The organism is Halomonas sp. HAL1 (assembly GCF_030544485.1).
GTDB classification, from domain to species: domain Bacteria; phylum Pseudomonadota; class Gammaproteobacteria; order Pseudomonadales; family Halomonadaceae; genus Vreelandella; species Vreelandella arctica.
Genome location: NZ_CP130610.1, coordinates 1,346,722 through 1,373,312 on the forward strand (window position 1 = coordinate 1,346,722; position 26,591 = coordinate 1,373,312).

22 protein-coding genes are annotated in these 26,591 nt (G+C 51.7%); 19 read left to right on the forward strand and 3 right to left on the reverse strand.

The genetic code is table 11. From position 1 onward, the window contains the following. The first annotated feature begins 53 nt into the window (after positions 1 to 53). Positions 54 to 1,112, forward strand: coding sequence for an oxidoreductase (locus tag Q3Y66_RS06405; protein WP_008959673.1), 1,059 nt, complete (start codon positions 54 to 56; stop codon positions 1,110 to 1,112). 36 nt (positions 1,113 to 1,148) lie between these two features. Here Q3Y66_RS06405 and nudE read toward each other — a convergent pair whose 3' ends face one another. Continuing rightward, positions 1,149 to 1,790, reverse strand: coding sequence for an ADP compounds hydrolase NudE (gene nudE, locus Q3Y66_RS06410; protein WP_008959674.1), 642 nt, complete (start codon positions 1,788 to 1,790; stop codon positions 1,149 to 1,151). A gap of 77 nt (positions 1,791 to 1,867) precedes the next feature. Between nudE and yrfG the strand changes: the two genes are divergently transcribed. The 5 genes from yrfG to Q3Y66_RS06435 all read left to right on the forward strand — a co-directional run bounded on the left by yrfG (position 1,868) and on the right by Q3Y66_RS06435 (position 7,144). Continuing rightward, positions 1,868 to 2,557 carry a GMP/IMP nucleotidase gene (gene yrfG / locus Q3Y66_RS06415; protein ID WP_008959675.1) on the forward strand — a complete coding sequence of 230 codons (690 nt, stop codon included), beginning with the start codon at positions 1,868 to 1,870 and terminating at the stop codon, positions 2,555 to 2,557. Beyond that, on the forward strand, positions 2,557 to 2,946 hold the full coding sequence (gene hslR, locus Q3Y66_RS06420) for a ribosome-associated heat shock protein Hsp15 (RefSeq protein WP_008959676.1): 390 nt from the start codon (positions 2,557 to 2,559) through the stop codon (positions 2,944 to 2,946). The genes yrfG and hslR overlap by 1 nt, the downstream gene beginning before the upstream one ends. Before the next feature lie 98 nt (positions 2,947 to 3,044). After that, positions 3,045 to 3,920: an Hsp33 family molecular chaperone HslO gene (gene hslO, locus Q3Y66_RS06425; RefSeq protein ID WP_008959677.1), complete on the forward strand. Its 876-nt coding sequence runs from the start codon at positions 3,045 to 3,047 to the stop codon at positions 3,918 to 3,920. Between the two features lie 311 nt (positions 3,921 to 4,231). Continuing rightward, entirely contained in the window at positions 4,232 to 5,785 is a 1,554-nt protein-coding gene (locus Q3Y66_RS06430; RefSeq protein WP_008959678.1) for a phosphoenolpyruvate carboxykinase, read from the forward strand. Positions 5,786 to 5,953: 168 nt separating this feature from the next. Further along, positions 5,954 to 7,144, forward strand: a complete 1,191-nt coding sequence (locus Q3Y66_RS06435; protein WP_008959679.1) for an alpha-hydroxy acid oxidase — start codon at positions 5,954 to 5,956, stop codon at positions 7,142 to 7,144. Positions 7,145 to 7,357: 213 nt separating this feature from the next. Here Q3Y66_RS06435 and Q3Y66_RS06440 read toward each other — a convergent pair whose 3' ends face one another. Beyond that, positions 7,358 to 8,014: an HAD family phosphatase gene (locus Q3Y66_RS06440; RefSeq protein WP_008959680.1), complete on the reverse strand. Its 657-nt coding sequence runs from the start codon at positions 8,012 to 8,014 to the stop codon at positions 7,358 to 7,360. Between the two features lie 213 nt (positions 8,015 to 8,227). Here Q3Y66_RS06440 and rppH point away from each other — a divergent pair, with 213 nt between their 5' ends. Both rppH and ptsP read left to right on the forward strand, forming a co-directional pair. Next, positions 8,228 to 8,719: an RNA pyrophosphohydrolase gene (gene rppH / locus Q3Y66_RS06445; protein WP_008959681.1), complete on the forward strand. Its 492-nt coding sequence runs from the start codon at positions 8,228 to 8,230 to the stop codon at positions 8,717 to 8,719. Positions 8,720 to 8,807: 88 nt separating this feature from the next. After that, positions 8,808 to 11,069: a phosphoenolpyruvate--protein phosphotransferase gene (ptsP, locus tag Q3Y66_RS06450; RefSeq protein WP_008959682.1), complete on the forward strand. Its 2,262-nt coding sequence runs from the start codon at positions 8,808 to 8,810 to the stop codon at positions 11,067 to 11,069. An 11-nt stretch (positions 11,070 to 11,080) separates the two neighbouring features. Here ptsP and Q3Y66_RS06455 read toward each other — a convergent pair whose 3' ends face one another. Further along, on the reverse strand, positions 11,081 to 11,863 hold the full coding sequence (locus Q3Y66_RS06455; RefSeq protein WP_008959683.1) for an NRDE family protein: 783 nt from the start codon (positions 11,861 to 11,863) through the stop codon (positions 11,081 to 11,083). A 209-nt stretch (positions 11,864 to 12,072) separates the two neighbouring features. Between Q3Y66_RS06455 and Q3Y66_RS06460 the strand changes: the two genes are divergently transcribed. The 11 genes from Q3Y66_RS06460 (at position 12,073) to Q3Y66_RS06510 (ending at position 26,373) form a co-directional block, all read left to right on the forward strand. Next, a complete protein-coding gene (locus tag Q3Y66_RS06460; RefSeq protein WP_008959684.1) occupies positions 12,073 to 13,239 on the forward strand; it encodes a response regulator in 1,167 nt (388 codons plus the stop codon). A 210-nt stretch (positions 13,240 to 13,449) separates the two neighbouring features. Continuing rightward, complete coding sequence (lgt, locus tag Q3Y66_RS06465) at positions 13,450 to 14,247, forward strand: prolipoprotein diacylglyceryl transferase (protein ID WP_008959685.1); 798 nt, start codon at positions 13,450 to 13,452, stop codon at positions 14,245 to 14,247. A 113-nt stretch (positions 14,248 to 14,360) separates the two neighbouring features. Beyond that, positions 14,361 to 15,179: a thymidylate synthase gene (locus tag Q3Y66_RS06470; RefSeq protein ID WP_008959686.1), complete on the forward strand. Its 819-nt coding sequence runs from the start codon at positions 14,361 to 14,363 to the stop codon at positions 15,177 to 15,179. Beyond that, positions 15,176 to 15,733 carry a dihydrofolate reductase gene (locus Q3Y66_RS06475; protein WP_008959687.1) on the forward strand — a complete coding sequence of 186 codons (558 nt, stop codon included), beginning with the start codon at positions 15,176 to 15,178 and terminating at the stop codon, positions 15,731 to 15,733. The genes Q3Y66_RS06470 and Q3Y66_RS06475 overlap by 4 nt, the downstream gene beginning before the upstream one ends. Positions 15,734 to 15,891: 158 nt before the next feature. Further along, on the forward strand, positions 15,892 to 16,473 hold the full coding sequence (locus Q3Y66_RS06480; protein WP_238528595.1) for a ProQ/FINO family protein: 582 nt from the start codon (positions 15,892 to 15,894) through the stop codon (positions 16,471 to 16,473). Positions 16,474 to 16,735: 262 nt separating this feature from the next. Then, complete coding sequence (locus tag Q3Y66_RS06485) at positions 16,736 to 17,791, forward strand: porin (protein WP_008959689.1); 1,056 nt, start codon at positions 16,736 to 16,738, stop codon at positions 17,789 to 17,791. A 664-nt stretch (positions 17,792 to 18,455) separates the two neighbouring features. Next, entirely contained in the window at positions 18,456 to 18,680 is a 225-nt protein-coding gene (locus Q3Y66_RS06490) for a hypothetical protein (protein WP_238528596.1), read from the forward strand. A gap of 383 nt (positions 18,681 to 19,063) precedes the next feature. Beyond that, positions 19,064 to 20,191 carry a non-hydrolyzing UDP-N-acetylglucosamine 2-epimerase gene (gene wecB, locus Q3Y66_RS06495; RefSeq protein ID WP_035587417.1) on the forward strand — a complete coding sequence of 376 codons (1,128 nt, stop codon included), beginning with the start codon at positions 19,064 to 19,066 and terminating at the stop codon, positions 20,189 to 20,191. Between the two features lie 65 nt (positions 20,192 to 20,256). Next, entirely contained in the window at positions 20,257 to 21,531 is a 1,275-nt protein-coding gene (gene wecC / locus Q3Y66_RS06500; protein ID WP_008959693.1) for a UDP-N-acetyl-D-mannosamine dehydrogenase, read from the forward strand. 19 nt (positions 21,532 to 21,550) lie between these two features. Beyond that, positions 21,551 to 24,187, forward strand: a complete 2,637-nt coding sequence (locus Q3Y66_RS06505) for an FkbM family methyltransferase (protein WP_008959694.1) — start codon at positions 21,551 to 21,553, stop codon at positions 24,185 to 24,187. Next, positions 24,184 to 26,373, forward strand: a complete 2,190-nt coding sequence (locus Q3Y66_RS06510; RefSeq protein WP_008959695.1) for a glycosyltransferase — start codon at positions 24,184 to 24,186, stop codon at positions 26,371 to 26,373. Before Q3Y66_RS06505 ends, Q3Y66_RS06510 begins: the two co-directional genes overlap by 4 nt. The last annotated feature ends 218 nt before the right edge of the window (positions 26,374 to 26,591 follow it).

Consider the following 26,591-nt stretch of genomic DNA (forward strand, 5'->3'; position numbering starts at 1 on the left):
AGGGCACTAAGCTCGGCAATCATCAGTCGCAGTCACAAACTTGAAGGAATCAAATGAAGGCAATTATTAACGTTGGATTAGTCGGCTACGGATTCGCTAGCCAAACTTTCCACGCACCGCTTATTCAGGCCACGGAGGGCCTGGATTTGGTGGCGGTATCCTCAAGCGATGCTGCTAAGGTGCAGGCGTCACTTCCTAACGTAGAGGTGGAGGCTCAGGCGTTAGCGCTTTGTAAGCGCAGTGATATCGATCTGATTGTCATTCCGACACCGAACGACACGCATTTTTCACTCGCGAAAGCGGCGTTGTCGGCGGGCAAGCACGTGGTGGTCGATAAGCCGTTCACGGTCACGCTGTCTGAAGGAAAGTTACTTAAAAAGTTGGCGGATGAAAAAGAGTGTCTATTGTCGGTATTTCACAACCGCCGTTGGGATAGCGATTTCTTGACCGTTAAAGCGCTGCTTGAAGCGGGAACGCTAGGGCGACTGGTGAATTTTGAATCACATTTTGACCGCTTCCGCCCGGAAGTGCGTGATCGCTGGCGCGAGAAAGCGACCCCCGGTGGTGGAATCTGGTACGACTTGGGCCCGCACCTGCTGGATCAAGCCTGCGAATTGTTTGGCATGCCTCAGGCAATCTTGCTGGAACTAGACGCACTACGTGACGGTGCCCAGGCCGACGATGACTTCCTGGCACTGCTCGATTACGAAGGCTTCCGCGTGACCTTGGCTGCTGGCACATTGGTTGCTGATCCAACCCCGCGTTTTCGGATTCATGGCACCCAAGGCAGCTTCGTTAAGTACGGCCTGGACCCCCAGGAGGGTCGCCTGAAAGCAGGCGAAGTGCCCGCACCGCAGTGGGGCGAGGATAGCCAACATGGCACGTTAACGCTGCGCGAAGGAGAGGGTGAAAATGCGCCGCTGGTGCGCCGTGAACTTCCGACGCTATCGGGCGATTACCTGGCTTACTACCAGGGCATTACCGCTGCTATTCGTGATAAAGCGCCGCTACCGGTAAGCGTCGACGACGCCCTGCGTTCGATGGCTCTGCTGGAAGCGGGGTTAGACAGCCACCGCCAGCGGCGCTGGATTACTTTGAAAAATCATCTTTAGATAAGTATGAGATAACTATCGCGAGCTAAAGCTGCCTCAAAGCAAATCCGTCGCACTATTGCGCTTCTCTTCACGCAGCCTGTCCCGCGCAATATAGAGCGCGGCGATGGCGCGGGCTTCGTGAAAATCCTCGCGCAATAGCAGTGAAGGGAGCTCCTCAATGGCGTGGGTTTCCACAATCAATGGCTCGGGTTCATCCCCTGGCAGTCGCTTGGGGTAAAGGTCGGTGGCAAGCAGTACCTGCATACGGTGGCGCATATAGTTCGGCGCCAGGGAAAGTTCAACCAGCGGTTCAATGCGGTGCGCACCCACGCCACACTCTTCCATCAACTCGCGATTGGCAGCGGTGATAATGTCTTCACCGGGATCGACCAACCCTTTGGGCAAGGTGAGCACATAATCTTCAAACCCGGCGGCGTATTCGCGAATCAGCAGCACGTGCTCCGGGTCAGGCATTGCCACCATCATCACCGCACCCCGATCCGCGCCGGTTAAGCGTTCAAATTGGCGCTCTTCGCCATTGGAAAAACGCAGATCCAGTGACTCAATCTGGAATAAACGGCTTTGGGCAATCTGCTTACGAGCAAGAATCTGTGGCTTTTGCTGGTAACCCGAGCGGTTAACGCTGCCATCTTTAGGGTGATTAAAGGTGGGGCGAGTAGGGGGAAACGTAGACATAAACATGTGCCTCCATGGCTGGTAAAAGGCGGTTAAGCTACAATAGCACGCTTACTCCTAACGTGACTGGAGCGGCAATGATTGATTGGCGCGAGATAGACACTGTCCTCCTTGATATGGACGGCACGCTGCTGGATTTACACTTTGACAGCCACTTTTGGCTGGATCATTTACCGCGACGCTACCGCGAATTGCACCAACTTGATGAAGCCTCCCAGGAAGCGCTGCGCGCGCGTATCATCGGCGAGCAGGGCACTTTAAACTGGTACAGCCTAGCGTACTGGAGCCGCGAGCTGGGCGTGGATATCGTCGCCCTGAAACGAGAAGTCCAACACCTGATAGGCCTGCGCAGTGACGCACTGGATTTCCTCAAATGGCTTAAGCTAGCACATCCTCGGGTGGTGCTTGCCACCAACGCTGATCGCGCCAGTCTTGCTCTGAAACTGCCCCTCACCGGTCTGGAAAGCTACCTGGACGCCATCGTCTCTTCCGAAGATGTGGGGGCCGCCAAAGAGGAGCAGGCGTTCTGGTTTGCGTTGCAGGAAATCGAGCCTTTTGACCCGGCACGAACACTATTCATTGATGACAATGCCCGCGTGCTGGAAAGTGCTCGTGAGTTTGGCATTAAGCATTTGCTGGGCATTAAACAACCTGACAGCCAGCGGCCTGAAAAAGAGCTACAGGAATTTATAGCCCTTGATCGGTTCGCTCACCTGTTTCCCGAACAACTGCCGGAACAGCTGTCAGAATCGCAAGGAGAGCGTTAATGAGCGAGAGCGTACGCTTAGATAAATGGCTCTGGGCAGCACGTTTCTTTAAGACCCGCGCGCTGGCTAAAAAAGCCATTGAAGGTGGCAAGGTTCACTATGACGGCGGCCGCGCTAAAACCAGCAAGCAGGTCGAGTTAGGTGCGCTTATTCGGGTGCCCCAGGGCTGGGAGGTCTTAGAGGTAGAGGTGATATCGCTCTCGGATCAAAGACGCGGTGCGCCAGAAGCGCGCACGCTCTATGCAGAAACCGACGCAAGTGTGCAGCGTCGTGCCAAGGAAGCCGAAGCAAGGCGTCTCACTAACGAGGCGATGCAGCATCCGCTCAAACGCCCTGATAAAAAGCAGCGCCGCGATATTCAGCGTTTCCAACGCAATCAGGGTGAGTAGCCCTCGCGGCTATTCACTCAGTGCAGCAGCATCAATAGCCCAGTTAAAGATTAGTCGCAGCTAAACACCCGTCGTCCTTTATAGTAGGTTGCCAAATTATGTCCGATCAAATTCAACGCTTTATGTTCGATCACACCAATGTCCGCGGCGAGATCGTCACCCTGGCGGCCGCCTATCACGAAGTGTTGGATCGCCACGCCTACCCACCCGCGGTCAATGAGCTATTGGGCGAGCTGTTAGCTGCCGTGGCGCTGCTCACCGATACCGTTAAGCTGGATGGCACGCTAAGCATCGAAGTGCGCGGCCGCGGCGTTCTGTCATTACTGATGGCCGAATCCAACCCCGGTGGTGAATTGCGGGCGATTGCCCGTATCGCGGAAGACGCCGACCTGCCTAGCGAGCATGCCTCTTTCCGTGAACTGGTCGGCGAGGGCCAAATCGTCATCACCCTCGATCCCCGTGAAGGGCATCGCTATCAAGGCATTGTCGCGTTGGATCAAGAGACGCTAGGGGGCTGCCTGGAAGCCTACTTTACCCAATCCGAGCAGCTGCCAACCCGCCTATGGTTAGCGGCGGATGAGAAGCGCGCAGGTGGGTTGCTGCTCCAACGCCTCCCCGCAGAGTCACAAAACCAGGATGTCGATGCCTGGGATCGCAGCGTGCAGTTAGCCGATACGATTAAAACAGAGGAACTGCTCGGGCTTGAGCAGCGCGAAGTGCTGCACCGACTTTACCATGAAGAAACCGTGCGCGTTTTTGAGCCTAAAGCCCTGCGCTTTGGCTGTACCTGCTCCCGCGAGCGAATGAGCCATGCACTGCACACGCTAGGCAAGGAAGAACTGCGAGATATTCTTCACGAACAGGGCGCTATCGACACCCAATGCCACTTTTGCCATACGAAATATCACTACACGGCGGCGGATATTGAAACTTTGTTAGACGACCCCGAAGCCCCATCGCCCACAATTCACTAGGTATGTAGTCGCGGCTGTACAGTCGGGCGTTTTTTTAGTGTCGCTAGGCGGGCCAGTGGAACCAATGAATTTGGCCGTTATTGCAAACGACTGTTTTAATTTTTACTGCACTGCAACACAAAATGTAGTGCCTTTGTAGTAGTTTAACTACAAGATATTTGATCTTCGCCCCCGTTTCCTGGGGGCTTTCTTTTTGCCATAATGCGCCGGACTTCAGCGTGCCCAGCCGATTTAGCAGGGCTGGGATGAAATTTAAGGCGTCGGTGACGCCCGGTAACGAGATATAACGGCCTCAAGGCCCAGGAATCGACATGACCACGACTCAAGCTCCCCAAGCCCACGTCAATCTCAGCAGCGCCGAACTTATCGAGCGCGCCGTGGCACGTGGCGAAGGCCGCCTCTCGGCTAACGGTGCCCTGGTAGTAAATACCGGCCTGCGTACCGGCCGCTCACCGAAAGACCGCTTTATTGTTGATGAGCCCTCTACGCGTAGCCAAATTGATTGGGGCAGCGTCAACCGTCCCTTTGATGCTGAGAAATTCAACGCCTTGTGGGATCGGGTCGATGATTACCTGAACAGCCAAGAGCACTTTGTCTCTGAGCTTCATGTGGGTAGTGATTCTGCTCACTATCTGCCGGTTCGTGTCACCACCGAAACCGCTTGGCAAAACCTGTTTGGCCGTACCATGTTTGTGCGCCCTTTGGCCTACAATCAAGCTGCTAAAGACGAGTGGGCCATTCTTAACGCGGCGGGCTTTGAGTGTGATCCTTCTCGCGATGGCACCAACTCCGATGGTTGCGTGATCATCAACTTCGCAGAGAAAAAAGTGCTTATTGCAGGCATGCGCTATGCCGGTGAAATGAAAAAAGCCATGTTCTCCGTGCAGAACTTCCTGCTACCCGCCGCCGACGTGCTGCCGATGCACTGCTCTGCGAACGTGGGTGAAGATGGCGAAACCTGCCTCTTCTTCGGTCTCTCGGGTACCGGTAAAACCACGCTTTCCGCTGACCAGGCACGCTTCCTGATTGGTGATGATGAACACGCTTGGGGCGACGGTATCGTCTTCAACATGGAAGGCGGCTGCTACGCCAAGTGCATCGATCTTTCCGAGAAGAACGAGCCGGTCATCTGGAGCGCTATCAAGTTTGGCACCGTGCTGGAAAACGTCGTGCTGGATGATCGTCGTGAGCCCGACTACGCCGACGATAGCCTGACCCAGAACTCACGCGCCGCTTACCCGCTGGAGCACGTTGAAAAGCGCGTAGCGGAAAATCTGGCGGGCGAGCCGAATGCGATTGTATTCCTGACCTGCGATATGTCCGGCGTACTGCCCCCCGTGTCGATTCTTAGCAAAGAAGCCGCGGCCTATCACTTCCTGTCCGGTTACACCGCCAAAGTGGGCTCCACTGAAATGGGCTCCTCTGAAGGCTTGGCTGCCACGTTCTCCACCTGCTTTGGTGCGCCGTTCTTCCCGCGTCCTGCACGCGAATACGCTGACCTGCTGATCAAGCGCGTCGATAAGCAGGATGCTCAGGTTTACTTGGTCAACACCGGCTGGACCGGCGGCGCTTACGGTGAAGGCGGCTCGCGCTTCTCAATCCCGACCACCCGCGCCATCATTAGCGCGATTCAGTCGGGTGTACTGCGCGATATCGACACCAAGCATATCGACGGCCTCAATCTACAAGTGCCGGTTGCAGTACCCGGCGTTGATTCCAGCCTGCTCGACCCGCGTGAAACCTGGCAGGACCGCGATGCCTACGACCGTCACCTTAAAGAGCTGGCGACCAAGTTCGTCGATAACTTCAAGAAATTTGAAGGTGTTAACGAAGCGATCATTCAGGCTGGGCCTCAGTTGACCTAAGTCGCTGTAGCGTTAAGTAGCCACAATGGGACAGTGCCAAGGCACTGTCCCATTTTTATTGGCTGCTTGAACTAACGTATTTGAGAGTGATTTAGTAACCTAGTGCATTGGTAAACAAAGGTTAGTTGTCCCAGTCGCTTAAAGTAAAATAATCATTAGGAGTGTTGCGTGAAAGGTTGGCTCCAACAACGGTGGACTCGAAACAAACTTGCCAGCATCCATAATTTGCACGATGTAGAGCGTTTAGCACGTCGTAAGTTGCCAAGGCCTATTTTTGGTTACATCGACCATGTCGCAGAGGATGGGCGAACCCAGCGCGCTAATCTCACCGCTTTTGATGATTACCGCTTTTTGCCCAAGGCATTTGTCAACGTCTCGCAGGTTGATCTGCAAGCAGAGCTGTATGGCAAGCGGTATGCCGTGCCTTTCGGTATCGCCCCCATGGGCATCAGCGCGCTATCAGCTTATCAAGGCGACCTAGTGCTAGCGCGGGCAGCAGCGAAACGTAATCTGCCGATGATCATGAGCGGGTCGTCTCTTGTGCCTATGGAAGAAGTGGCAAAGGTTGAGGGCGCCGACTGGTTCCAGGCGTACCTGCCCGGCACACCGGAAGGTATCGAAGCCCTGCTCGCGCGGATCAAACGAGCCGGTTTTAAAAAGCTGGTGGTCACGCTGGATTACCCAGTGCCGCCCAATCCGGATAATTTCCGGCGTTCAGGTTTTTCATCCCCTTTGGAGCCAACGCTTCGCTTGGCAATCGATGGGTTGATGCGGCCAGGCTGGTTGTGTAATACCTTTCTTCGTACGCTCTGGAAACAGGGAATGCCGCATTTCGAAAACAACCATGCGGAACGGGGAGCACCCGTGATCTCTCGCCAAGCAGCGCGGGACTTCTCAGGACGTCGCCATTTTGACTGGGGCTATCTCGATCTGGTGCGGCGGTTATGGCCCGATACGCTGATCGTCAAAGGGGTGCTAAACCCCGAGGATGCGGTACGTGCCCGTCAGGCAGGAGTGGACGGCATCATCCTCTCCAATCACGGCGCTCGACAGCTGGACTGCACGATCTCTCCACTTGAGGTGCTACCCGAGGTCAAGCGCCGTGTCAGTGATATCCCCATCATGATCGACAGTGGCTTCCGGCGTGGCACCGATGTCATCAAGGCCTTGGCGCTGGGGGCCGACTTCGTCTTCGTCGGACGTCCATTTAATTACGCGGCCGCCTGCGCAGGCCAAGCCGGTGTGGAGCATGTCGCCGATCTCTTACAGCGCGAGATTGAGCGCAATATGGCGCTGCTGGGCCTGACCAGTCTTTTCCAATTGAATCACGCCTGTCTATATCAGCCCATAGAGAATTAATCGCAACAGCCGGTGGTGGCTGCAAAAACGACTGACACTGCACCCTGAAAATAATGAAATGATCGAGTCTTACTATAGTCTTTTACAGGTAGACAAGAATTTCTTGAATGGAACGCCAGAATCGATAGAGGAAGTACTTTCACCAAGAGGAAGTACTTTCACCAAGCTATGCCGTTCATGGTTACCGTACTGAGGCCTAGCGCCTTCACCAATCTAATCCCTCAAGCTCATAATTCGCCACTGGCGCTCTTCGGCGACGTTGCGCAGGGTGTCGTCAGGGTCAACGGCGACAGGGTGCTCTACTATTTCTAATAGTGGTAAATCATTGTGCGAGTCGCTGTAGAACCAGGCGCCTTCCAGGCTTAAGTCTTGCTCTTGAAGCCACTGCTCTAGGCGGGTGACTTTGCCTTCGCGGTAGCTCAGCGTGCCGGAAACCCGCCCCGTGTAACGGCCCTGTTCCACTTCCGGATTCACCGCGATCAAGTGATCGACACCCAAGCGCTCAGCAATCGGCGCGGTAATAAAGCGGTTCGTGGCCGTAATAATCAGCAGTGTGTCGCCTTTAGTGCGGTGACGGGCCAGCAGCTCTTCCGCTTTGGGTAGAATGCTGGGCTCGATTTTGCTGGCCATAAATTGCTGATGCCAAGCAGCGAGCTGCTCAGGAGTGTTATCGGCTAGCGGCTTAAGCGCCATTTCTAAAAAGGCGGCCATATCCAGCGTGCCCGCATTGTAATCGGCCATAAAACGCTCATTGGCTTCCCGGTAAGCGATCGGGTCGACAGCCCCTTGTTCGAGTAAAAACTCGCCCCAGGCATGATCGCTGTCGATGGATAGCAGCGTATTATCCAAATCGAATATGGCCAGACTCACGGCGCTCCCCTTTTTAGTCAGTGATAGTAGGCGAATAGTAGTGGTGAAATAGGCGCTAATTAGGCAAATAGCGGAGGCGGATTATCGCAGAGTCGCCACCTCATTCCCACCAGCACGCCGCAACCATTCATCACTTAGCGTTATATTGTATTGATACGTTTGTCTCCCTTGTGGAAAAATGGGGACAACTGAAAATTTATGAAGGTGATGTCCGTGATCGACGCTGACGGCTTTCGCCCCAATGTTGGCATTATCATTGCCAATAGCCAGGGGCAGCTGCTTTGGGCGCGTCGGGTAGGACAAAATGCGTGGCAATTTCCCCAGGGGGGCATCAATGCAAGCGAGACGCCACAACAAGCACTTTTTCGTGAGCTTTACGAAGAGATCGGCTTAACCGCCGGCGATGTTGATATTGTTGCCTGCACCCGGGGCTGGCTACGCTACCGTCTGCCACGACGCATGATTCGCACACATTCGCGTCCGGTCTGTATAGGCCAGAAGCAGAAGTGGTTTTTACTTAAAATCCGTTGCCAGGAGAGCCAAATCTGTATGACGGCAACCCCAACGCCCGAATTTGATGGGTGGCGTTGGGTAAGCTACTGGTACCCGCTAGGGCAGGTAGTGCCTTTTAAAAGAGAGGTGTATCGGCGCGCGTTGCGAGAATTGTCTCCCCGCGCTCAGCGCCTGGCACAGGATGACGATTAGGGTGAAAAGCCGCTGCCCAAGGTAGGGCAGCGGTAGTTTGCCAAGAAATTCCTCAGCGAGGCAAATAACAGTGAAAAGTAAAACGTCCATGCTTGAGGTATTGCGTCGGGTAATTCAGGAAGTGAACGGCGCGCGTAACCTCGATGCCGCGCTGTCCACAATGGTACGTCGAATTCGTAAGGCGATGCAGACCGATGTGTGCTCTTTCTACCTTTACGACAAAGAGCTTGAGTCGCTGGTATTAATGGAGACCATTGGTCTGCGCACCCAGGCCGTTGGGCGCGTCGTACTGCCATTAGGTGAAGGCCTAGTAGGCTTAGTAGCCAAGCGCAGTGAGCCGCTTAACCTCGAAGACGCCCAGGCCCACCCGCAATTCCGCTATTTTGAAGCCACCGGTGAAGAGCGCTACTCCAGCTTTTTGGGTGTGCCGATTATTCATCAGCGCCATATGCTGGGCGTGCTGGTGGTTCAGCAAGCCGAAAAACGTCGCTACGACGATGAAGACGAAGCCTTTCTGGTCACCATGGCCGCTCAGTTGGCGGGCGTATTGGCCCATGCGTTGGCGACCGGCAATCTAATGCGTCCGGCGCTTGCGGGCGGCCAGGCAATGTTTAAAGGCGTTGCCGCCTCGCCAGGCATGGCGATGGGCGAAGCGGTAGTGATTACCCCGCCTGCTGACTTAAACAGCGTGCCTGATTTGGTACCCAGCGACCTGGATTATGAGGTGGCACGCTTAAAGGAAGCGATTGGCAAAACCCGCAGCGAAATTCGTGCGGCGGCCGAACGTTTGGCCAGCCGTATCTCCGCCCAGGAGCTGGCGCTGTTTGATGTGTATCAGCAGATGCTGGGTGAAGCGGCGCTGGCCGATGAAGTCGAAAAGCGTATTCGCGAAGGACAGTGGGCCCCAGGCGCACTCGCCGATGTAGTGCGACGCCACGTACAGTATTTAGAACGGGTTGACGATAACTACCTGCGTGAGCGTGCGGCTGATATTCGTGATCTGGGGCGCCGAGTGCTGGCGCACCTGCAGGAAGACACACCATCCACGCCGGAAACCTATCCTGATAACGCCATTCTGGTCGGCGATGAAATTAGCGTGGCCATGCTGGGTGAAGTCCCCCGCGACAAGCTTAAAGGGCTCGTCTCGGTGCGTGGCTCCAGCACGTCCCACGTGGCGATTGTCGCCCGCGCCATGGGTATTCCTACGGTGCTCGGCATGGTGGATTTGCCGCTGCCGCGCCTAGGTGGTGCGCCGGTGGTGTTGGATGGCCACCGTGGCCGACTGTTTGTGCGCCCAGCGCCTGAACTTAAAGCGCGCTATGCCAGTCTGATCGCCGAAGAAGAGGCGCTCAGCGAACTGCTTGAGCACGAACAGGATTTGCCCAGCGCCACGCCCGATGGCCATATCATGCCGCTGATGGTGAACACCGGCTTGGCAGTCGATGCCACTGCGCTGCTGAAAAGCCGCATCGGAGGGGTGGGACTTTACCGTACCGAAGTGCCGTTTATGATCACCGAGCGTTTCCCCGGCGAAAAAGAGCAAACTCGGCTCTACCGCGATCAGTTAGAAGGCTTTGCGCCACTACCGGTCGTGATGCGTACGCTGGATATTGGTGGTGACAAAGATCTGCCTTATTTCCCCATCGAAGAGGCTAATCCATTCCTTGGCTGGCGCGGTATGCGGGTAACGCTGGACCACCCCGAAGTGTTAATGGTGCAACTGCGCGCCATGCTTAAAGCCTCTATCGATCTCGATAATCTCTATGTACTGTTCCCGATGATCACCAACGTAGAAGAGGTCGATGAGGCACTGCGTCTGTTGGATCGCGCCATTTTAGAGCTAGGGGAAGAGGGCATTACGGTCATTCGGCCTCAGGTCGGCGTGATGATTGAAGTGCCCGCCACCATCTATCAAATGGACGCACTGGCGAAGCGAGTCGACTTCTTCTCCGTGGGCAGCAACGATCTTACCCAGTACTTGCTGGCAGTAGACCGCAATAACCCACGGGTATCGAGTCTGTACGATGCCCTGCACCCAGCGCTACTCGGTGCGCTGCTGGAACTTGCCAACGACGCCACGCGGCTGAATAAACCCATTTCTTTATGCGGTGAGTTAGCCGGTGATCCGGCCGGGGCGCTGCTGCTGATGGCCATGGGCTTTACCAGCCTATCCATGAACGCGCCCAGCCTGCCCAAAGTACGCGCGGCAATCCGCCGAGTACCTTTTAGCGATGCCCAGCAGCTGCTCAAAGAAGTAATGGAGCTGGATACGCCTGCCCAGGTGCATGCCCATTTAGATCAGCGTTTGGATGAGTGGCAGTTGTCGCATTTGATGCCGCCCCGTGACTAAGGTGTGTGTCGTCAACGGCTGGGTAGCGCTAAGGAAGTTTCACCTTCAAAGCGCCCCAGCGGCCCAAAGCGCTGCTCGGTAATGTTGATGTTCCCTTGGGCATCTAACGTCAGCCACGAAGTGGCACGGGTGCCATAGCGCTCGCCAACAATAAACGCCGCCGATAGCTGGCGCTCTAATTCAAGCCCCACACCGGTATCCGGCAACTCCTCGACAGCTGCTTCTTGCGGGTTCTGCATGGCGCGCTGAACGGCGGTTGGCCATGCCGGTAATAAACCAGAGGGTAACAACTGCTGCTCAAGCGCACTGCGAACATGTAAAAGTTTTGGCCAGGGGGAATTAAGATCGGCATTGGATAGCCCATGTACGCCGGGGGCCACCTCACTTAGAGCTAAGCGGTCACGGCCGCGGTGCAAGTGCCAAAGCCGTTGTGGGGTCGCCACTAACAAATTAAAACCCGCATAGCGCAATGCTTCCCCCTCGCTGAGTGCGGTTAGCCACGCGTCGATATCGTCACACTGCAGGGCACCTGCGACCAGTTCACCCCGGCTTGGCGCACCAGGCGGTGTGACTAGTTGCAGGTCGCGCACGTTGGTCAAAGCTGCAATAACACCGCCGTGTTTGGCAGCCAGCCAAGAGCCTCCGGCCTCTAAATCACGGCCACCGACAATTGCTGGGTGATCTTTCCACTCAGCCAGTGGCGCGGTCGGACGCGCATGGAGCTCATCTCGGTTGCCTATCAGCCACAAAGGCGTCGGCGTGCCAGGTTGCCAAGCAAATGAAATCAAACACATAACAAACTCGTAGGCGAAAGGGTGAAAAATGTTCAACGGAAGAGCAGCATGACAGTAACGAAACGTAGACGTACACTGATATCAGTATCATGTTTGTAGCATAAATCATCACACAAAAGGGTGTGAGTACCGTAATATTGGCAGGTATCTCAGCGGTTAAACAGCGGTCACGTTATCAGCGCCCATTCGGCCAAGAGGAAGGCGAGATCATGCAACGCTATCAAAGGGAGTACTATTGGAATGCCATCGTGTGGCCACTGCTGTGGCCGCTGCTACTTTTGCAAGCGGCACTGATTGCGCTCTGCCTAGTAGTCGGTGCAATGGTCTGGTGGATGTCACCAAGCCACGCCTCCTGGAGCACCTTGCTATGGTTAATGATCGCCTTGCTCATCGGTAGCAGTTTGAATGTCGGCGCCTTCCTAATGCTGGTCAAAGCGCGTGGCCGGCGTAACGACATTCGTTTCAGCCAAGAGATCACCGAGCTTGAACGGCAAAGCCTGTCAATATGCGCCACAGCTGCATGTTCGCAGCCCGAGCATACATGTGCCCCGCCGGATGCGTCCGACGAACCTCATCTTCCTCTACAGCGTCTGGTCGGCGTTAACGAAATGCTAGCCGGGCTCAAACGCCGCATTAACTACTCGCAGGTGGCTAATGCTGCTACTAAAAGCACACAGCATGAGCATAAACAAACGCTACTGGACGACCTTCAACACCAGCAGCGGCAGCTCAAACACTTAATGGCGGGGCGTGACAGAGCGCGGGAAGAGTCGCGTTTAAAATCAGGTTATCTGATACTGCTCCAGCGTGAAACTGACAGCCTGTTTAAGCACTTAAACGCGATGGCCGAAACTGAGATCACCGATAGTTGTCGGCAAAATATTATGGATGTGCGCGAGCGGCTGTTAGATATTCGCGCGCTACTAGCTAACCTTGTTCAGCATACTGCTGAGGAAGGTATGGTGAAGGGCAGGGACAATTTACGTGTGCTGGTGGTTGATGATGGGCCGGTGAATTTGATGCTGGCGCGGCAAATGCTGGAAACCCAGGGTCTTCAAGTAGAAGGTGTAAGTAGCGGTGAGCAGGCGCTTGAACGCCAGCAGAGCGCTTTCTTTGATCTGGTGTTTATGGACATTTTTATGCCTACCTTGGATGGGCTTGAGACTACCCGGCGCTGGCGTGAATATGAGCGAGCCCATAGCAGTAGCCAAAGCGTGCTGGTTGCGCTGACGGCCAACGTCGACAACGCCGGGCGTGATGCCTGCTTAACAGCCGGTATGGATGACCTGCTAGCCAAGCCGTACCAACCTGAAACCCTTCTCAGTATGATTACCCATTGGTTTCCTGGCACGCTGAAACCAACACTCCATGCATGACCGTCATCGTAGCGTTATAACAAATAATCTTAGCAGTGGTCGCTCGAAGTAAGGAGCAGGTGTTGAGATTTGGTGCGCGTTTTTCAGTATTGTTGCCACCAGCGTTCCATTTGCCTGCTCAGGCGTTAAACTTGCCCGCTAACTAAGTAAGTTGGGCGCTTTTAGTGATTCGTGAATGAAAATTCCCTTTGGTCAGAGTAGAGAGTGTAAATGATTAATTACCCGACGATTGACCCAGTGGCGATCTCCTTAGGGCCGCTGCAAGTTCATTGGTATGGCTTGATGTACGTAGTGGGTTTTGTCGCAGCCTGGTGGCTTGGTTGTCGGCGGGCATCGCGCATCGGCCTTAATAATGACGATATCGGCGATTTACTTTTCTACTGTGCGATCGGGGTGGTGGCAGGTGGACGCTTAGGTTACGCCTTGTTTTACGGGCTAGGGCAGTGGACAGCTGACCCGCTATGGATTTTTCGCGTATGGGATGGTGGCATGAGCTTTCACGGTGGCCTGCTCGGTGTGTTGCTCGCGGCCTGGATATTTGCTCGGCGCAAACAGCTAGCCTTCTTAACCCTGACGGACTTTATTGCTCCTTTGGTTCCCATCGGTTTGGGGGCAGGGCGCATCGGCAACTTTATCAACCACGAGCTGCCGGGGCGCGTGACCTCGCTACCCTGGGGCATGCCATTTCCCGGTATGGAGCCTGAACCGCGCCACCCATCCGCACTCTATGAAGCTTTACTGGAAGGTGTCGTGCTGTTCGCCATTCTATGGTGGGTCTCCGCTAAGCCGACATCTCGCGGCTTCTTATCCGGGCTGTTTTTAGTCTGCTACGGCGTTTTCCGCTTTATGGTCGAGTTTGTCCGCATGCCCGACGCCCATATTGGCTATCTTGCGTTTGGCTGGTTCACCATGGGTATGCTGCTCAGCCTCCCCATGATTGCCCTGGGCCTATTCGTTATTGTCTGGTCACGCTCCCAGCCAGTGGATGTGAAAATCCAAAAAGTGTAGCAAAGGGAGCGTTTAGCCAGCTGGTCAAAAAAAGAGGGGCAATCTTCGCATTGCCCCTTATGACCCCACCACCTAGAATAAACCGCTACACCGCCTGTTAATTTGGAAATTCTGTGACTGTACCAACGCCCGCGCTTGAGCAACCTTATTTAGACTTGATGCAAACCGTTTTGGAGCATGGCGTTGATCGCCACGACCGCACAGGCGTGGGCACGCGTTCCGTGTTTGGTCATCAAATGCGTTTCGATCTATCGCGTGGTTTTCCGCTCATCACCACCAAAAAACTGCACCTGCGCTCTATCATTCACGAACTTCTATGGTTCCTGAAAGGCGACACTAATATCGCCTACCTAAAAGAGAACGGCGTGCGGATATGGGACGAATGGGCAGATGAAAACGGCGACCTAGGCCCTGTATACGGCTACCAGTGGCGTAGCTGGCCTGACCCTAAAGGTGGCAGCGTTGACCAAATTGCCAAGGTGTTGGAGCAAATTCGTAACTCGCCACAGTCGCGCCGCCTGATTGTTTCCGCCTGGAACCCCGCCCAGGTAGACGAAATGCAGCTACCGCCGTGCCACTGTCTGTTCCAGTTTTACGTGGCCAACGGCAAGCTATCGTGCCAGCTCTATCAGCGCAGCGCCGATATCTTCCTCGGTGTACCGTTTAACATCGCCAGCTACGCCTTGCTGCTGACCATGGTCGCGCAAGTAACCGGCCTGCAACCGGGTGAATTTATCCACACCTTAGGCGATGCGCACTTGTACAGTAATCACCTGGAACAGGCCAAAGAACAGCTCGCGCGCACCCCAAAGGCCGCGCCAAAACTAGTACTTAACCCAGTAATAGACGACCTATTTGCGTTCCGGTTTGAAGACATTGAAATTGAGGCTTACGAGCCGCACCCCCACATAAAAGCCGAGGTAGCGGTATGAGCCAGCAAAACAATATGGTTAAGCCAAACGTTACTTTCGACTCTCTAGTGCCCGTGGCAATGATTGTCGCCATGGCAAAAAACCGCGTCATCGGCGTAGACGGCAAGCTGCCCTGGTACCTGCCTGAAGATCTAAAGTTCTTTAAACGCATCACCCAGGCAAAACCGCTCGTGATGGGGCGAAAAACTTACGCTTCCATTGGCAAGCCGCTACCGAACCGGCTTAATGTAGTGGTAACCCGCAACGCGGAGTTTTCCCACGAAGGCGTGCGTGTGTGCCATGACCTGCCCACAGCGCTGGAACTGGCCGACCAACATGCCACGATAGAAGCGGCAGAAGAGATCATGGTGATGGGCGGCGGGGAAATCTACCGCCAGGCGCTACCCTTTGCCCAGCGGCTCTACATAACGGAAGTAGATATCGACGTAGAAGGCGACGCCACGTTTCCTGACTTCGGTCCCAGCGAATGGCAAGAAGTACAGCGCGTAGCGGGGCAGCCAGCAGAAGGGCAGCCAAGCTACGATTTTGTGGTCTACGAGCGCATCGCCGACTGAATTGGTCAAAGGAGAAGGCTATGGCCGCCAGCTTAATGAATATGTTGGATGACTTAGAAACGCGTCTTGAACGCACACAAGCTGAGCTGCAAGCCCTGCGCGAAGAAAACCAGCGGCTCAAGCAACAGTTGGCGCTAGACAGTGCCCAAGAGCAAAGCGTGCCAAGCCAAGAAACTACGGCCACAGCTGAGAAATACGGCGAAAGCAAAGAAGCTCCTGAAAAAGAAGCTCCAGCCGAAATAGGTCAATCAACGCAAACGGTTGAATCAGCGCAAACACCGTCGCCGCATGCACTGCTTAATCAATGGTATGAGCGTTACCCAAAAGCGTTTTTCAAAGGCCATACCAAGCCACTCAAAGTTGGCATTCACCAGGACCTGGCAGAGCGCGAAGAGTGGCCGAACAAGCTGATTCGCCGAGCGCTTGCCAACTATGTAAACCTTCCGCGATATATAAAAGCAGTGCGCATAGGCGCTGAACGGGTGGATTTAGATGGTCTACCTGCCGGTAAGGTTGATAAAGAAGCCGCACAGCATGCATCAGAAAAACGCGGTGAAAAACGCGATAATGGAGCTCCAAAGCAACCTCGCTCAAAAGCATCTCCTATAGCTAAAAAGCCCCGCCAAGAGGCGCCAAAACAGCCTGTGGTGGGGCATGAGTTAGAAAAACATGAACCTCGCAAGACGCTTAGCATGGAAGACAAATTATTGGGCTTGCAGCAAAAATTCAAAGGACGCTGAGACCGGGGCTGGAAGCAGGGGTTCCATAAAAAAGTGCAAATAGTAAAGAAACACTGTTTTTTTCTATTGCGTTCCCTGGAATCCCGGTATAGAGTTTGTCCTGCGAGCATTGGACTATAACAAGGCTTAGTTGAGGACATGCCGCATACCACCGGGAAAAACCGGCGGATGGGAAAAGAGCATGGCCCGCGAGCCACCTGCCGGCTTATTAAGAGTCGAGCAGCAACGATCGAAACAGTATACGAGTTAAGGAACTTACATCATGAAAAAAACACTTTTAGCGACTGCTATCGTTGGCGCCCTGGGTGCCTCAGCTGCAGCACAAGCTGCAACTGTCTATGACCAAGACGGCACCAAGCTGGACATCTATGGCCGTATCGCCATGGGTATCGCTGGCGGCGGCCCTGAGTTCAATAGTTCTGGTGCAGAAATCGATGACGGCGCTGAGTTCGTAGACGTTTACTCACGTCTTGGTCTGCGCATGAGCCATGAAGTTTCACGTGACCTGACTGCTTTCGGTCGTCTTGAGTGGCGCTTCAGCGGTGATGAGCGCAACACTGACCAAGGTTTCAACGAAATCCGTCAGAGCTACCTCGGTCTGCAAAGCGACCAGTTCGGTACTTTCCAAGCGGGTAACTTCGATGCGTTCTACAACCAGTTCGTTTCACTACCGTTCGATGTTTACATCGACCGTGGTTTGGAATTCTCTGGCCACCCGACTCAGTCACGTGGTGACTCTATCGGTTACTACACGCCTGATCTGAGCGGTTTCACTGCATTCTTGCAAGCTAAGCACTACAGTGAGCGTGGCGAAGTTGAAGGCGTTGGCACTACTGAAGAAGGTGCTGTTGTTGCACCGCAAGGTGGTGTTCGTTACGCACAAGGCCCGATCACTGTAGGTCTGGGTTTTGTTGAAGACGTTGAGCGTGGCGGCGGTAACGGCGAAATGCTGTACGGCTTGATCGGTTCTTACGACTTCACTGACCAGTTCTCTGCACGTCTGGGCTATGAAACTCGTGACAACAACGATGGCTACACGCCGAACGCTACTGGTGACAATGGCTTCGACAAAGTTGGTCTGGGTGGTACTTTCACCACTGGCGCTTGGGCATTCACTGCTGACTACTACAACGTAGATCGTGATACTCAGGACGACAGCAACGCATGGGCGGCCGGCACTTACTACAACGTTTCCAGCAACTTCGACGTGTTCCTGGAAGTGGCAGATGGCGACGCGCCGACTGTTGATCGTGACGTTACCCTTGGTGACCTGACCGACGACGTATACTGGCTGACTGGCGCACGTTACCACTTCTAAGCTTGGTTTAAATACCACGCTTAAAGGTAAACTGCCTAGCAGAACCAATAGAACCGGCCTCTTTAGAGGCCGGTTTTTTATTTGTCTAAACTAAATTTACCGCTAACGAACAAGCTAGAACAAGCCACCTAGAAATAGCGGCAAAGGAAAAGTCACTTTCTTTATTTAATGCTACTATATAACATATATGGTAAATGTGAATCTAACAGCATCACGTAAGCGTATTAATAAAATAAAGGTAGGGGATTTAAGATGAAAAAACGCTGTTAGCAGCAGCTGCCACTGCTGCACTGTCGTCTTCAGTAGCGCAGGCAAAAAAATACATGACCAAGAGAACACAAAGCTCGATATTTATGGATGTATTGCCATGGGCATTGCTGGCGGTGATTCCAAGTTTGATAGCGCAGGTAACAAGCTGGATAACAGCACAGAATTCATTAATGTCTACCTCGATCGTGGCCTGCTCTTCAACTCAACCGAGCTACAGTCACGAGGGCTCCCATTGGGCGCCTCACCCCAGAGCTGAATGGCTTCACCTCTTTCCTACAGTTCAAACACTACCGCGAGCGTGGATTAACCCTGTTGGAGTGGAGAGGGCGAAGTGATCGCCGCGTAAGGCGGCATTCGCTATCAGAAAGGACCATTCAAGGTGGGGTTTGGCGCGATGGAAAACGTGTTGCGTGGTGGTGGCGAAATGCTCTACGGCCTTGTAGGTTCCTATGCTTTGTGTGACCAGCTGACCATGCGCATGGGAGCAGAAACGCAAGACAACAGCACTACTTACGGCGAAGAATTCGATACGCTAGCCCTAGGCATTACCTACACCACTGGTCCATGGGCATTTACCGCCGACTATCATTATTACGAAGTACTTCCTCGACGCGAGTGAATGCTTTTTTGTTAGCATCAGAACCAATTTTTTAGTACCGCTTCAGATAGGACTTTGCATCATACTAGAGGCAGACAATAGCTAGCTACCGGAGAAGGGGGGCTAGAGTTACATGCACTAAGCCAAAAAGGTATGATAGCCGAACTTTTAAGCTATGTTCGCTGCAAGAGGCGAGTCATTGGCTGCACCAAAATCGCAACTAGGTAATTTAGGGCAAGGGAATGCGCCCGATAATCCCTGGGCGGTAGCGTGCTCGCGAGCTCAAACCATTCCTGCGTAAAAAGCCAAAAGCTCCTAGCATATGAAGGCTTACTTGCCTCATTCAAGTAAGTGAGCATTGGCTGGAAGCCTGATTCTTATTCATTTTTCACGAAAGTATGTATATGACCATAAAGACACTTTGTGTATTTGGTACTCGACCAGAAGCTATTAAAATGGCTCCTCTAGCGCTTTCCTTGGCCGCTGATACCCGTTTTGAGGCGCAAGTCTGTGTCACAGGTCAGCACAGGGAGATGCTGGACCAAGTGCTGGATTTGTTCGAGCTCAAGCCTGATTATGATCTGAATATTATGAAGCCTGGCCAAGATTTGACCAATGTCACCACCAGCATCTTGCATGGGATGAAAGCAGTTCTGGCAGAGGTCAAGCCGGATATTGTCTTGGTACATGGGGATACAGCGACTACTTTTGCGACTTCCCTCGCTGCCTACTACCAACAGATTCCAGTAGGACATGTAGAGGCAGGTCTGCGAACCGGTAATATTTATTCTCCTTGGCCTGAAGAAGCCAACCGTAAGCTAACTGGCGCATTGGCCGAGTTAAATTTTGCCCCCACTACTCGTTCACGGCAGAACCTGCTGGATGAAGGTGTTCCAGCTTCCAAGATTCATGTGACGGGTAACACGGTAATTGACGCGCTGCTTGATGTGGTAAAAAAGCTTGAAACTAATTCTGAGTTAATGGGGCAATTTAAGCGTCAGTTCGATTTTCTTGATGAAAATCGCCAACTAATCCTGGTGACAGGGCACAGACGTGAAAGTTTTGGCGGTGGTTTTGAGCGAATTTGTCAGGCGCTTCGCGAAACGGCACTGGCCCATCCCACTACTCAGATCGTCTACCCAGTGCACTTAAATCCTAATGTGCTTGAGCCAGTCAAAAGACTCCTCTCTGACATTGATAACGTGCATTTGATTGAGCCGCTCGATTACTTACCATTTGTCTACCTAATGAACCAATCCTGCATAATCCTTACCGATTCTGGCGGTATTCAGGAAGAAGCCCCTTCGCTTGGCAAGCCTGTTTTGGTAATGCGCGATACCACAGAGCGACCGGAAGCAGTAGAAGCAGGTACCGTTAAGCTGGTAGGCACCGATGTGGAGTGTATCGTCAGTGAATTGCATACACTCTTGACAGATCAGGAAGCCTACGAAGCGATGAGTTATGCACATAACCCCTACGGTGACGGTAAGGCTTGCCAGCGAATTATCGAGACGCTAGCCAGCACGCTATAGAAAGCCGATAATTAGCGTATTGTTAGGCAATATACTTGTACTTAATTAATTTATTGGATGGACCCATGAAGTTTGAAACTATCTCCGTTATTGGTCTTGGTTATATTGGCTTACCGACCGCGGCTGTTATCGCATCTCGCCGCAAAAAGGTCGTTGGTGTCGATGTGAATCAGCATGCTGTGGATACCATTAATCGTGGGGAAATCCACATTGTCGAGCCAGAGTTGGACATTGTTGTTCGTGCTGCGGTCAAGGAAGATTACCTTCGCGCTACAACAACGCCCGAAACTGCCGATGCCTTCCTTATTGCCGTTCCGACACCCTTCAAGGCAGAAGGTGATAATGACCATGTACCTGATCTTACATATATAAAATCTGCCAGCCAATCAATTGCCCCTGTATTAAAGAAAGGGGACCTAGTTATTTTGGAATCCACCTCCCCCGTAGGTGCTACTGAGCAAATGTCAGCGTGGCTGGCTGAAGCAAGGCCCGACCTGACTTTCCCTCAGAGCCATGGCGAAGAGTCCGACATTCGCGTGGCCCATTGCCCAGAAAGAGTACTGCCTGGGCACGTAGTGCGTGAGCTGGTAGAAAATGACCGAGTGATTGGCGGCATGACTGCCAAGTGCTCAGCTGCAGCGACGGCGCTCTACCAGATATTCGTAGAAGGGGAGTGCATCACAACAACGGCCCGTACCGCTGAAATGGCCAAGCTCACCGAGAATAGTTTCCGCGATGTGAATATTGCGTTTGCTAATGAGCTCTCCATTATCTGTGACAAAATCGATATCAGCGTCTGGGAGTTGATCCGACTGGCCAATCGCCACCCTAGGGTTAACATTCTACAGCCTGGCCCAGGAGTCGGCGGCCACTGCATAGCCGTGGATCCATGGTTTATCGTTAGTGAAACACCGGAAGAAGCACGTCTTATTCGAACAGCGCGTGAAGTCAATGATGGCAAGCCTCAGTGGGTCATCGACAAGGTCAACGAGGCTGTAGGTAAGTATCTGAGCGCTAATCCGGATAAAACAGCTAAAGAAGTAACCATTACCTGCTTTGGCTTGGCTTTCAAACCTGATATTGATGATTTGCGTGAAAGCCCAGCGCTTAGAATTGCTGAGGATATTGTGGCGAGCCATCCAGGTACAGTTTTGATAATGGAGCCAAATATTGAAATCTTGCCTAAAAGTCTAGAAGGAAAGGCAAAATTAGTTATGTTAGATGAGGCTTTCAGTGAAACTGATATCATACTGATGCTAGTTGATCATAAAGAATTCAAAGCAGTACCTAAAAATCGGCTTGAAAATAAATTTCTTGTCGACACTCGTGGTGTCTGGTGAAGTTTCACTGGGAGTTTGTATGGCTAATTTTCAAAAGATCAGTGTAGACGCTGCAGAATATGATATTAAATTACCTCACTCAGAGACTGATTATATTCAAGCTAAAATAAAAAATGAAAAACAGCCATATGAGCTACTAATGTTGCGGGATATGGCTTCAAGAGTTGAAGCTAATGAGCTTGTAGTGGACGTAGGCGCTAATATAGGAAATCATACTCTTTATTTAGCAGCAGTAAAAGGTTGTCGAGTTTACTCTTTCGAGCCTAATGTAGAGTTGTGCGATGCTTTAAATGAGTCTACTGAGCGAAATGGATTTCAAGATCTAATTTTTGTTCATAAGTGCGGTGTTTCTTCTGAAAGAGGAAGCGCCAATTTCTCTATTAGGAAGCCTAATAATCTAGGAGCGCAATCTTTAAAAATAGATGATAACTCGAATGGTGAAATTGATTTAATTGCGCTTGATGATGTTGATTGGCCATCTCCAGTAAAATTAATAAAAATTGATGTTGAAGGTATGGAGTCTCTTGTTATACGAGGCGCTAGAAATTTAATTGAAAAAGATAGGCCGAACATATACGTCGAAGCGCAAAGTAAAATAATTTTCGATGAGCTCTATAAAATGCTGAAAGGTTTTGGCTATTGTTATTGCGATAGCTTTAATGCCACGCCTACTCATCTGTTTGCCCATCATTTGAGCATAAAAGAAAGTGATTTACGTGCATCGCTAGAGAAAAGGCCTATCGATATTTATGAAAAGATGGAGTTTAATGAGTTAAGAAAAATTGAGAGAGAGAGAGTTAATAAGCTAAATACAAAAATAGAGCATGTAGAAAAGGAAGTTTCAAAACTTAAAAAAATAATCGAGGAAGAGAAACAGCTCAGTAATCAGTTAAAAGAAAAAATAAGCGTTGAAGTTAAAAATAATAAGAAGTTAAGCGAAGAAGTGGTGAGTGCTAAAGCTGATTTTCAACAACAGAGCAATGAGCTTAAAATAGAAATTGAGAAAAGATTGTCTTTGGAAAAAAAGCTTAACTTGGTCTCGGGTCAGGTTCGGTCAATCAAGCAATCAGCTAGATACCAAATTGGAACCCATTTTGCAAATGCGACTAAGTCATGGCGAAATGCTCTTCTTTTACCTTTAGCGCTTTATCGTGTTTTTAGGCGAAAAAAAGTTAAAGGTTTTTTGCTTCAAAAGTTAAAATCAAATATTTGTAGATGGGCTGGTTATTTAAAGAATAATTGTTATAAGCATGTTAGAAGAAAGGGTAGAAATGACAATGTTAGCGATATTTATACCCCAAGTAATAACCCCATCCAGAAACGTTATACCTCAGATCTGACGGTAGCGTGTGTGCTTGACGAATTTACCACGGAATGTCTATCACACGAGGTCAAGTTGATTAAGGTGACTCAGGAAGCGTGGCAAACACAGCTGGAACAAAACCCGCCTGATTTTTTGCTGGTGGAAAGCTGCTGGAAGGGTAACGACGGTAACTGGGGTACGATAACCAATGGCAGCGGTGGCGCCAAGAAGCTGAGCGGCCTACTACGCTTCTGTAAGCAACACAGCATTCCCACCGTATTCTGGAACAAGGAAGATCCACCCCACTACGAAAAATTCGGTGCTATCGCTGCACTCTTTGACTTAGCCATTACTACCGATGTCAACATGGTGCCTCGCTACAAAGAAGACTTTGGCATTGATGTCTATCCACTTTCATTTGGTGCCCAACCCAAGGTGCACAACCCTGCGTCGGTGATTTCGCGCTTGCCTAAAGCTGTTTTCGCAGGTTCCTATTACGGTGACAAGCCCAAGCGCTGCGAAGACTTTAATGAAGTAATGAGGCAATTGGAATTAGCCGGGATTTCGTATGACATTTTCGATCGTAATTATCAGAAAGGCATTGAAAAGTTCGCCTTCCCCGCCCACTACCAAGCCAGCATAGTTGGCAATCTACCTCCGGACCAGGTCTGGAAGGCTCATAAGGGCTACAAGTACCAAGTTAATATGAACTCGGTACAGGACTCCTCTACAATGTTTGCCCGTCGAGTTTATGAGTCCCTTGCCTCCGGTACTCCGGTTATTAGCAATGACTCAGTAGGCGTGCGTGAACTCTTTGGCGATATTGTCATAATGCCGGGTAAGGAGAGCATTGCAGAGCAACTGAGAACACTGGAAGCCTCTCCGCATACCTATCATGAGCTAGCGCATCGTGGTGTGCGCGCCGTGATGCGCGAACACACTTACGGCCACCGCATCCAGTCGCTTTGCAGCCTGCTTGGCATGGATATCATGGTTGATCTCCCTAAGGCCACCTTGGCTATCACTGCCAGCAGTGAGGCCGATATCCAACGCGCCAAGCAACTATTTGACGCTCAAAGCGCGCCGCGCAAACAGCTTTTCATTGAACTGGAAAACTTCGATACCGCCTACAAGTTCCTCAATGAATCTAACGACACTGTGACCTACGCTATGCAGCTCGCTCAAGAGTTCTATGTCGATGAGGGTCAATATTACGGCAGCAACCTAGTCCTCAAGCACAACGTGAATGAGCTATTGCCTACTGCGGCCCTGGAAGACTTCATCTACTGGGGTGCAGAGGATAAGGACTCATTACAGCCGCAAAACGTCAATCAGGTGAAGGTAAGCGAATGAGTCAAAATACTCACAAAAAAGTGCTGGTTGTTTCATGGCATTTCCCACCTTACAAAAGCTCCTCCGCCTTTAACCTATTTAAACGCCTGAAGGACACCGGCTACGAGTATGACGTGCTGCAAATCAAGCGAGCTGACAAACCCGACAACGAAGGAATGTTTCGCTACGCTAGCAGTCGTTTCAATCGTTATGAGATAGAAGTACCTACTGAGGATGCACGAGATATTAAGGCCCGCGCCCACTTCGTGGAGAAGGCGCTGGACTTCTACCAGCGATTGAAGGTGCACAAACACTACCGTGTGATGATCTCCCACTCACATGAAATAGCTTCTCACTTGGCTGCTATGGCCATTAAGAAGGCCAATCCGGACCTGCGTTGGGTCGCCTCTTTTGGCGACCCAATCGCTGCCAACCCGTTCAACGCGTCTTATAAATTTCCAATGTTGGAAGAGGATAGCCAATCCGAAGCCGAAGTGCTTCAACAGGCTGACCGTATTGTCGTCACCAATCCTTACCAGCAGGTAATAGTGGCCGAAAGCCAAGTCGTGCCGGTGGATAGCGACAAATTTTTTGTGTTGCCGCATTGTTTCGACGAGCGCATGTACTCTAAACAGCCCAAGCCAACACGGAATGATAACTTTCCTGTACCAGAAGAGCGCCTCTTTCGTTTTATGCATGTTGGTATGCTATATAAGTTTAAGCGTACCTCAGAACCTTTCATGCAAGGCGCCCAGCGCTTGTTGGAGAAGCACCCTGAGCTAAAAGGGCGCTTCTCCCTGGAGTTTTACGGCGCCAACGACCGCTACATTCAGGCCGCCGCTGACTACGGTCTACAGGACATCGCTAGTTTTAAGGGCTCCGTCAGTTATTTAGAAAGCTTGTCGGTCATGACCCAGGCAGACTGTCTACTGTTGCGAGATGCCGATTTTAGCGATCAGGGCCTGCGGGACACACCGTTCTACCCTGGCAAGCTCGCCGACTACCTGGGTGCCAAAAAACCTGTGCTGGCAGTGACCATGGCCCATGGCTGTGTGCCGGACATGCTGGCCAAACTAGGTGGCGCCTCACTCACCGAAGATAATATCGATGGCATCGCGGATGCCATGTGCGACGCTATTCAAGGTCGCTTAACCATTAACACTGAAGAAGCCGAGCGATACTCCCATCAGCATACCGCTGAGCGAGCGCGCCAAGCGCTGAGCTTCTCTCAGGATAAGAAGAAGATCCTGATTGCGGGTCACGATCTCAAGTTCGCCAAGTTCATTATGGAAGCTATTGAGCAGCGTGATGATCTGGAGCTGTTAATAGACCAATGGCAGGATCACAACAAACATGATGAAAATGAGAGCAAACGGCTACTCAGCCAAGCCGACACCATCTTCTGCGAATGGGGATTAGGCAATGCTGTTTGGTACTCTCAGCATAAAAAGGAAGGGCAGCGCTTAGTGGTCCGAATGCATCTTCAGGAGATCACCACGCGCCATCCTGACCAATTCAACCACGAGGCGATTGATACCTACATCATGGTGTCACCGTACTGGTTTGAAAAGTTCGTGCATGAATTCGCCCTCCAGAGAAAAAAATGCAAGATGTTCTATAATCTTGTAGATATTAATTTGCTTAATAAGCCTAAAAAACCTGAAGCCAGTTTCCATCTTGGCATGATCGGTGATGTCCCTCAGCGTAAGCGTCTGGACCGAGCGCTGGATATCTTTGAAGAGCTCTATTCTAATGACAAGCGTTATAAACTTTTTGTAAAGGGAAAGCGCCCGGAAGACTATGCCTGGATGCATTCACCCTCACGCAAGTCAGAAATGAATTACTATCGTGTTCAGTATAAGCGGATAGAAAATAACGGTTGGCAAGACAACGTCATCTTCGAAGGGCATGGGGCAATTGACAGTTGGTTGCAGAAAATTGGCTATGTGCTGTCTGTTAGTGATTTTGAAAGCTTTCATTTAGCGCCAGCAGAAGGTATGGCCTCAGGAGCTGCTCCTATCATATTAAATTGGGATGGGGCCTCAACTATTTATCCACAGGAATGCATCTTTAAAAATGTAGAGAAGGCCAGAAATGCAGTGGCTAGTGGTGAGTTGCTAAGGAATGAAGATGCTAAAAACTATGTAACCAAAAGATTTTCATCTAGTGTCATTTCTCAAGAGATTTTGGAGCTTTTAACAAACTAGACAGGTCCTGTTGCTGTTCTCTTTTAGTTGCTTTCAGTCAAGTTGCGAGGAGCTAATGATACGCATAGCCAGTAAGTCTATTTTAACTAGTGCTGATGAAAAGTCACGAAGAGATGCTTATAAATCTGCAAACCACGTATCTGCTCTAGCAGCCGGATAACCCGGCTGCTAGAAGAAACCAGCAACTTAGTTTCAAGTTGGTCAGAATCTGATCTTAG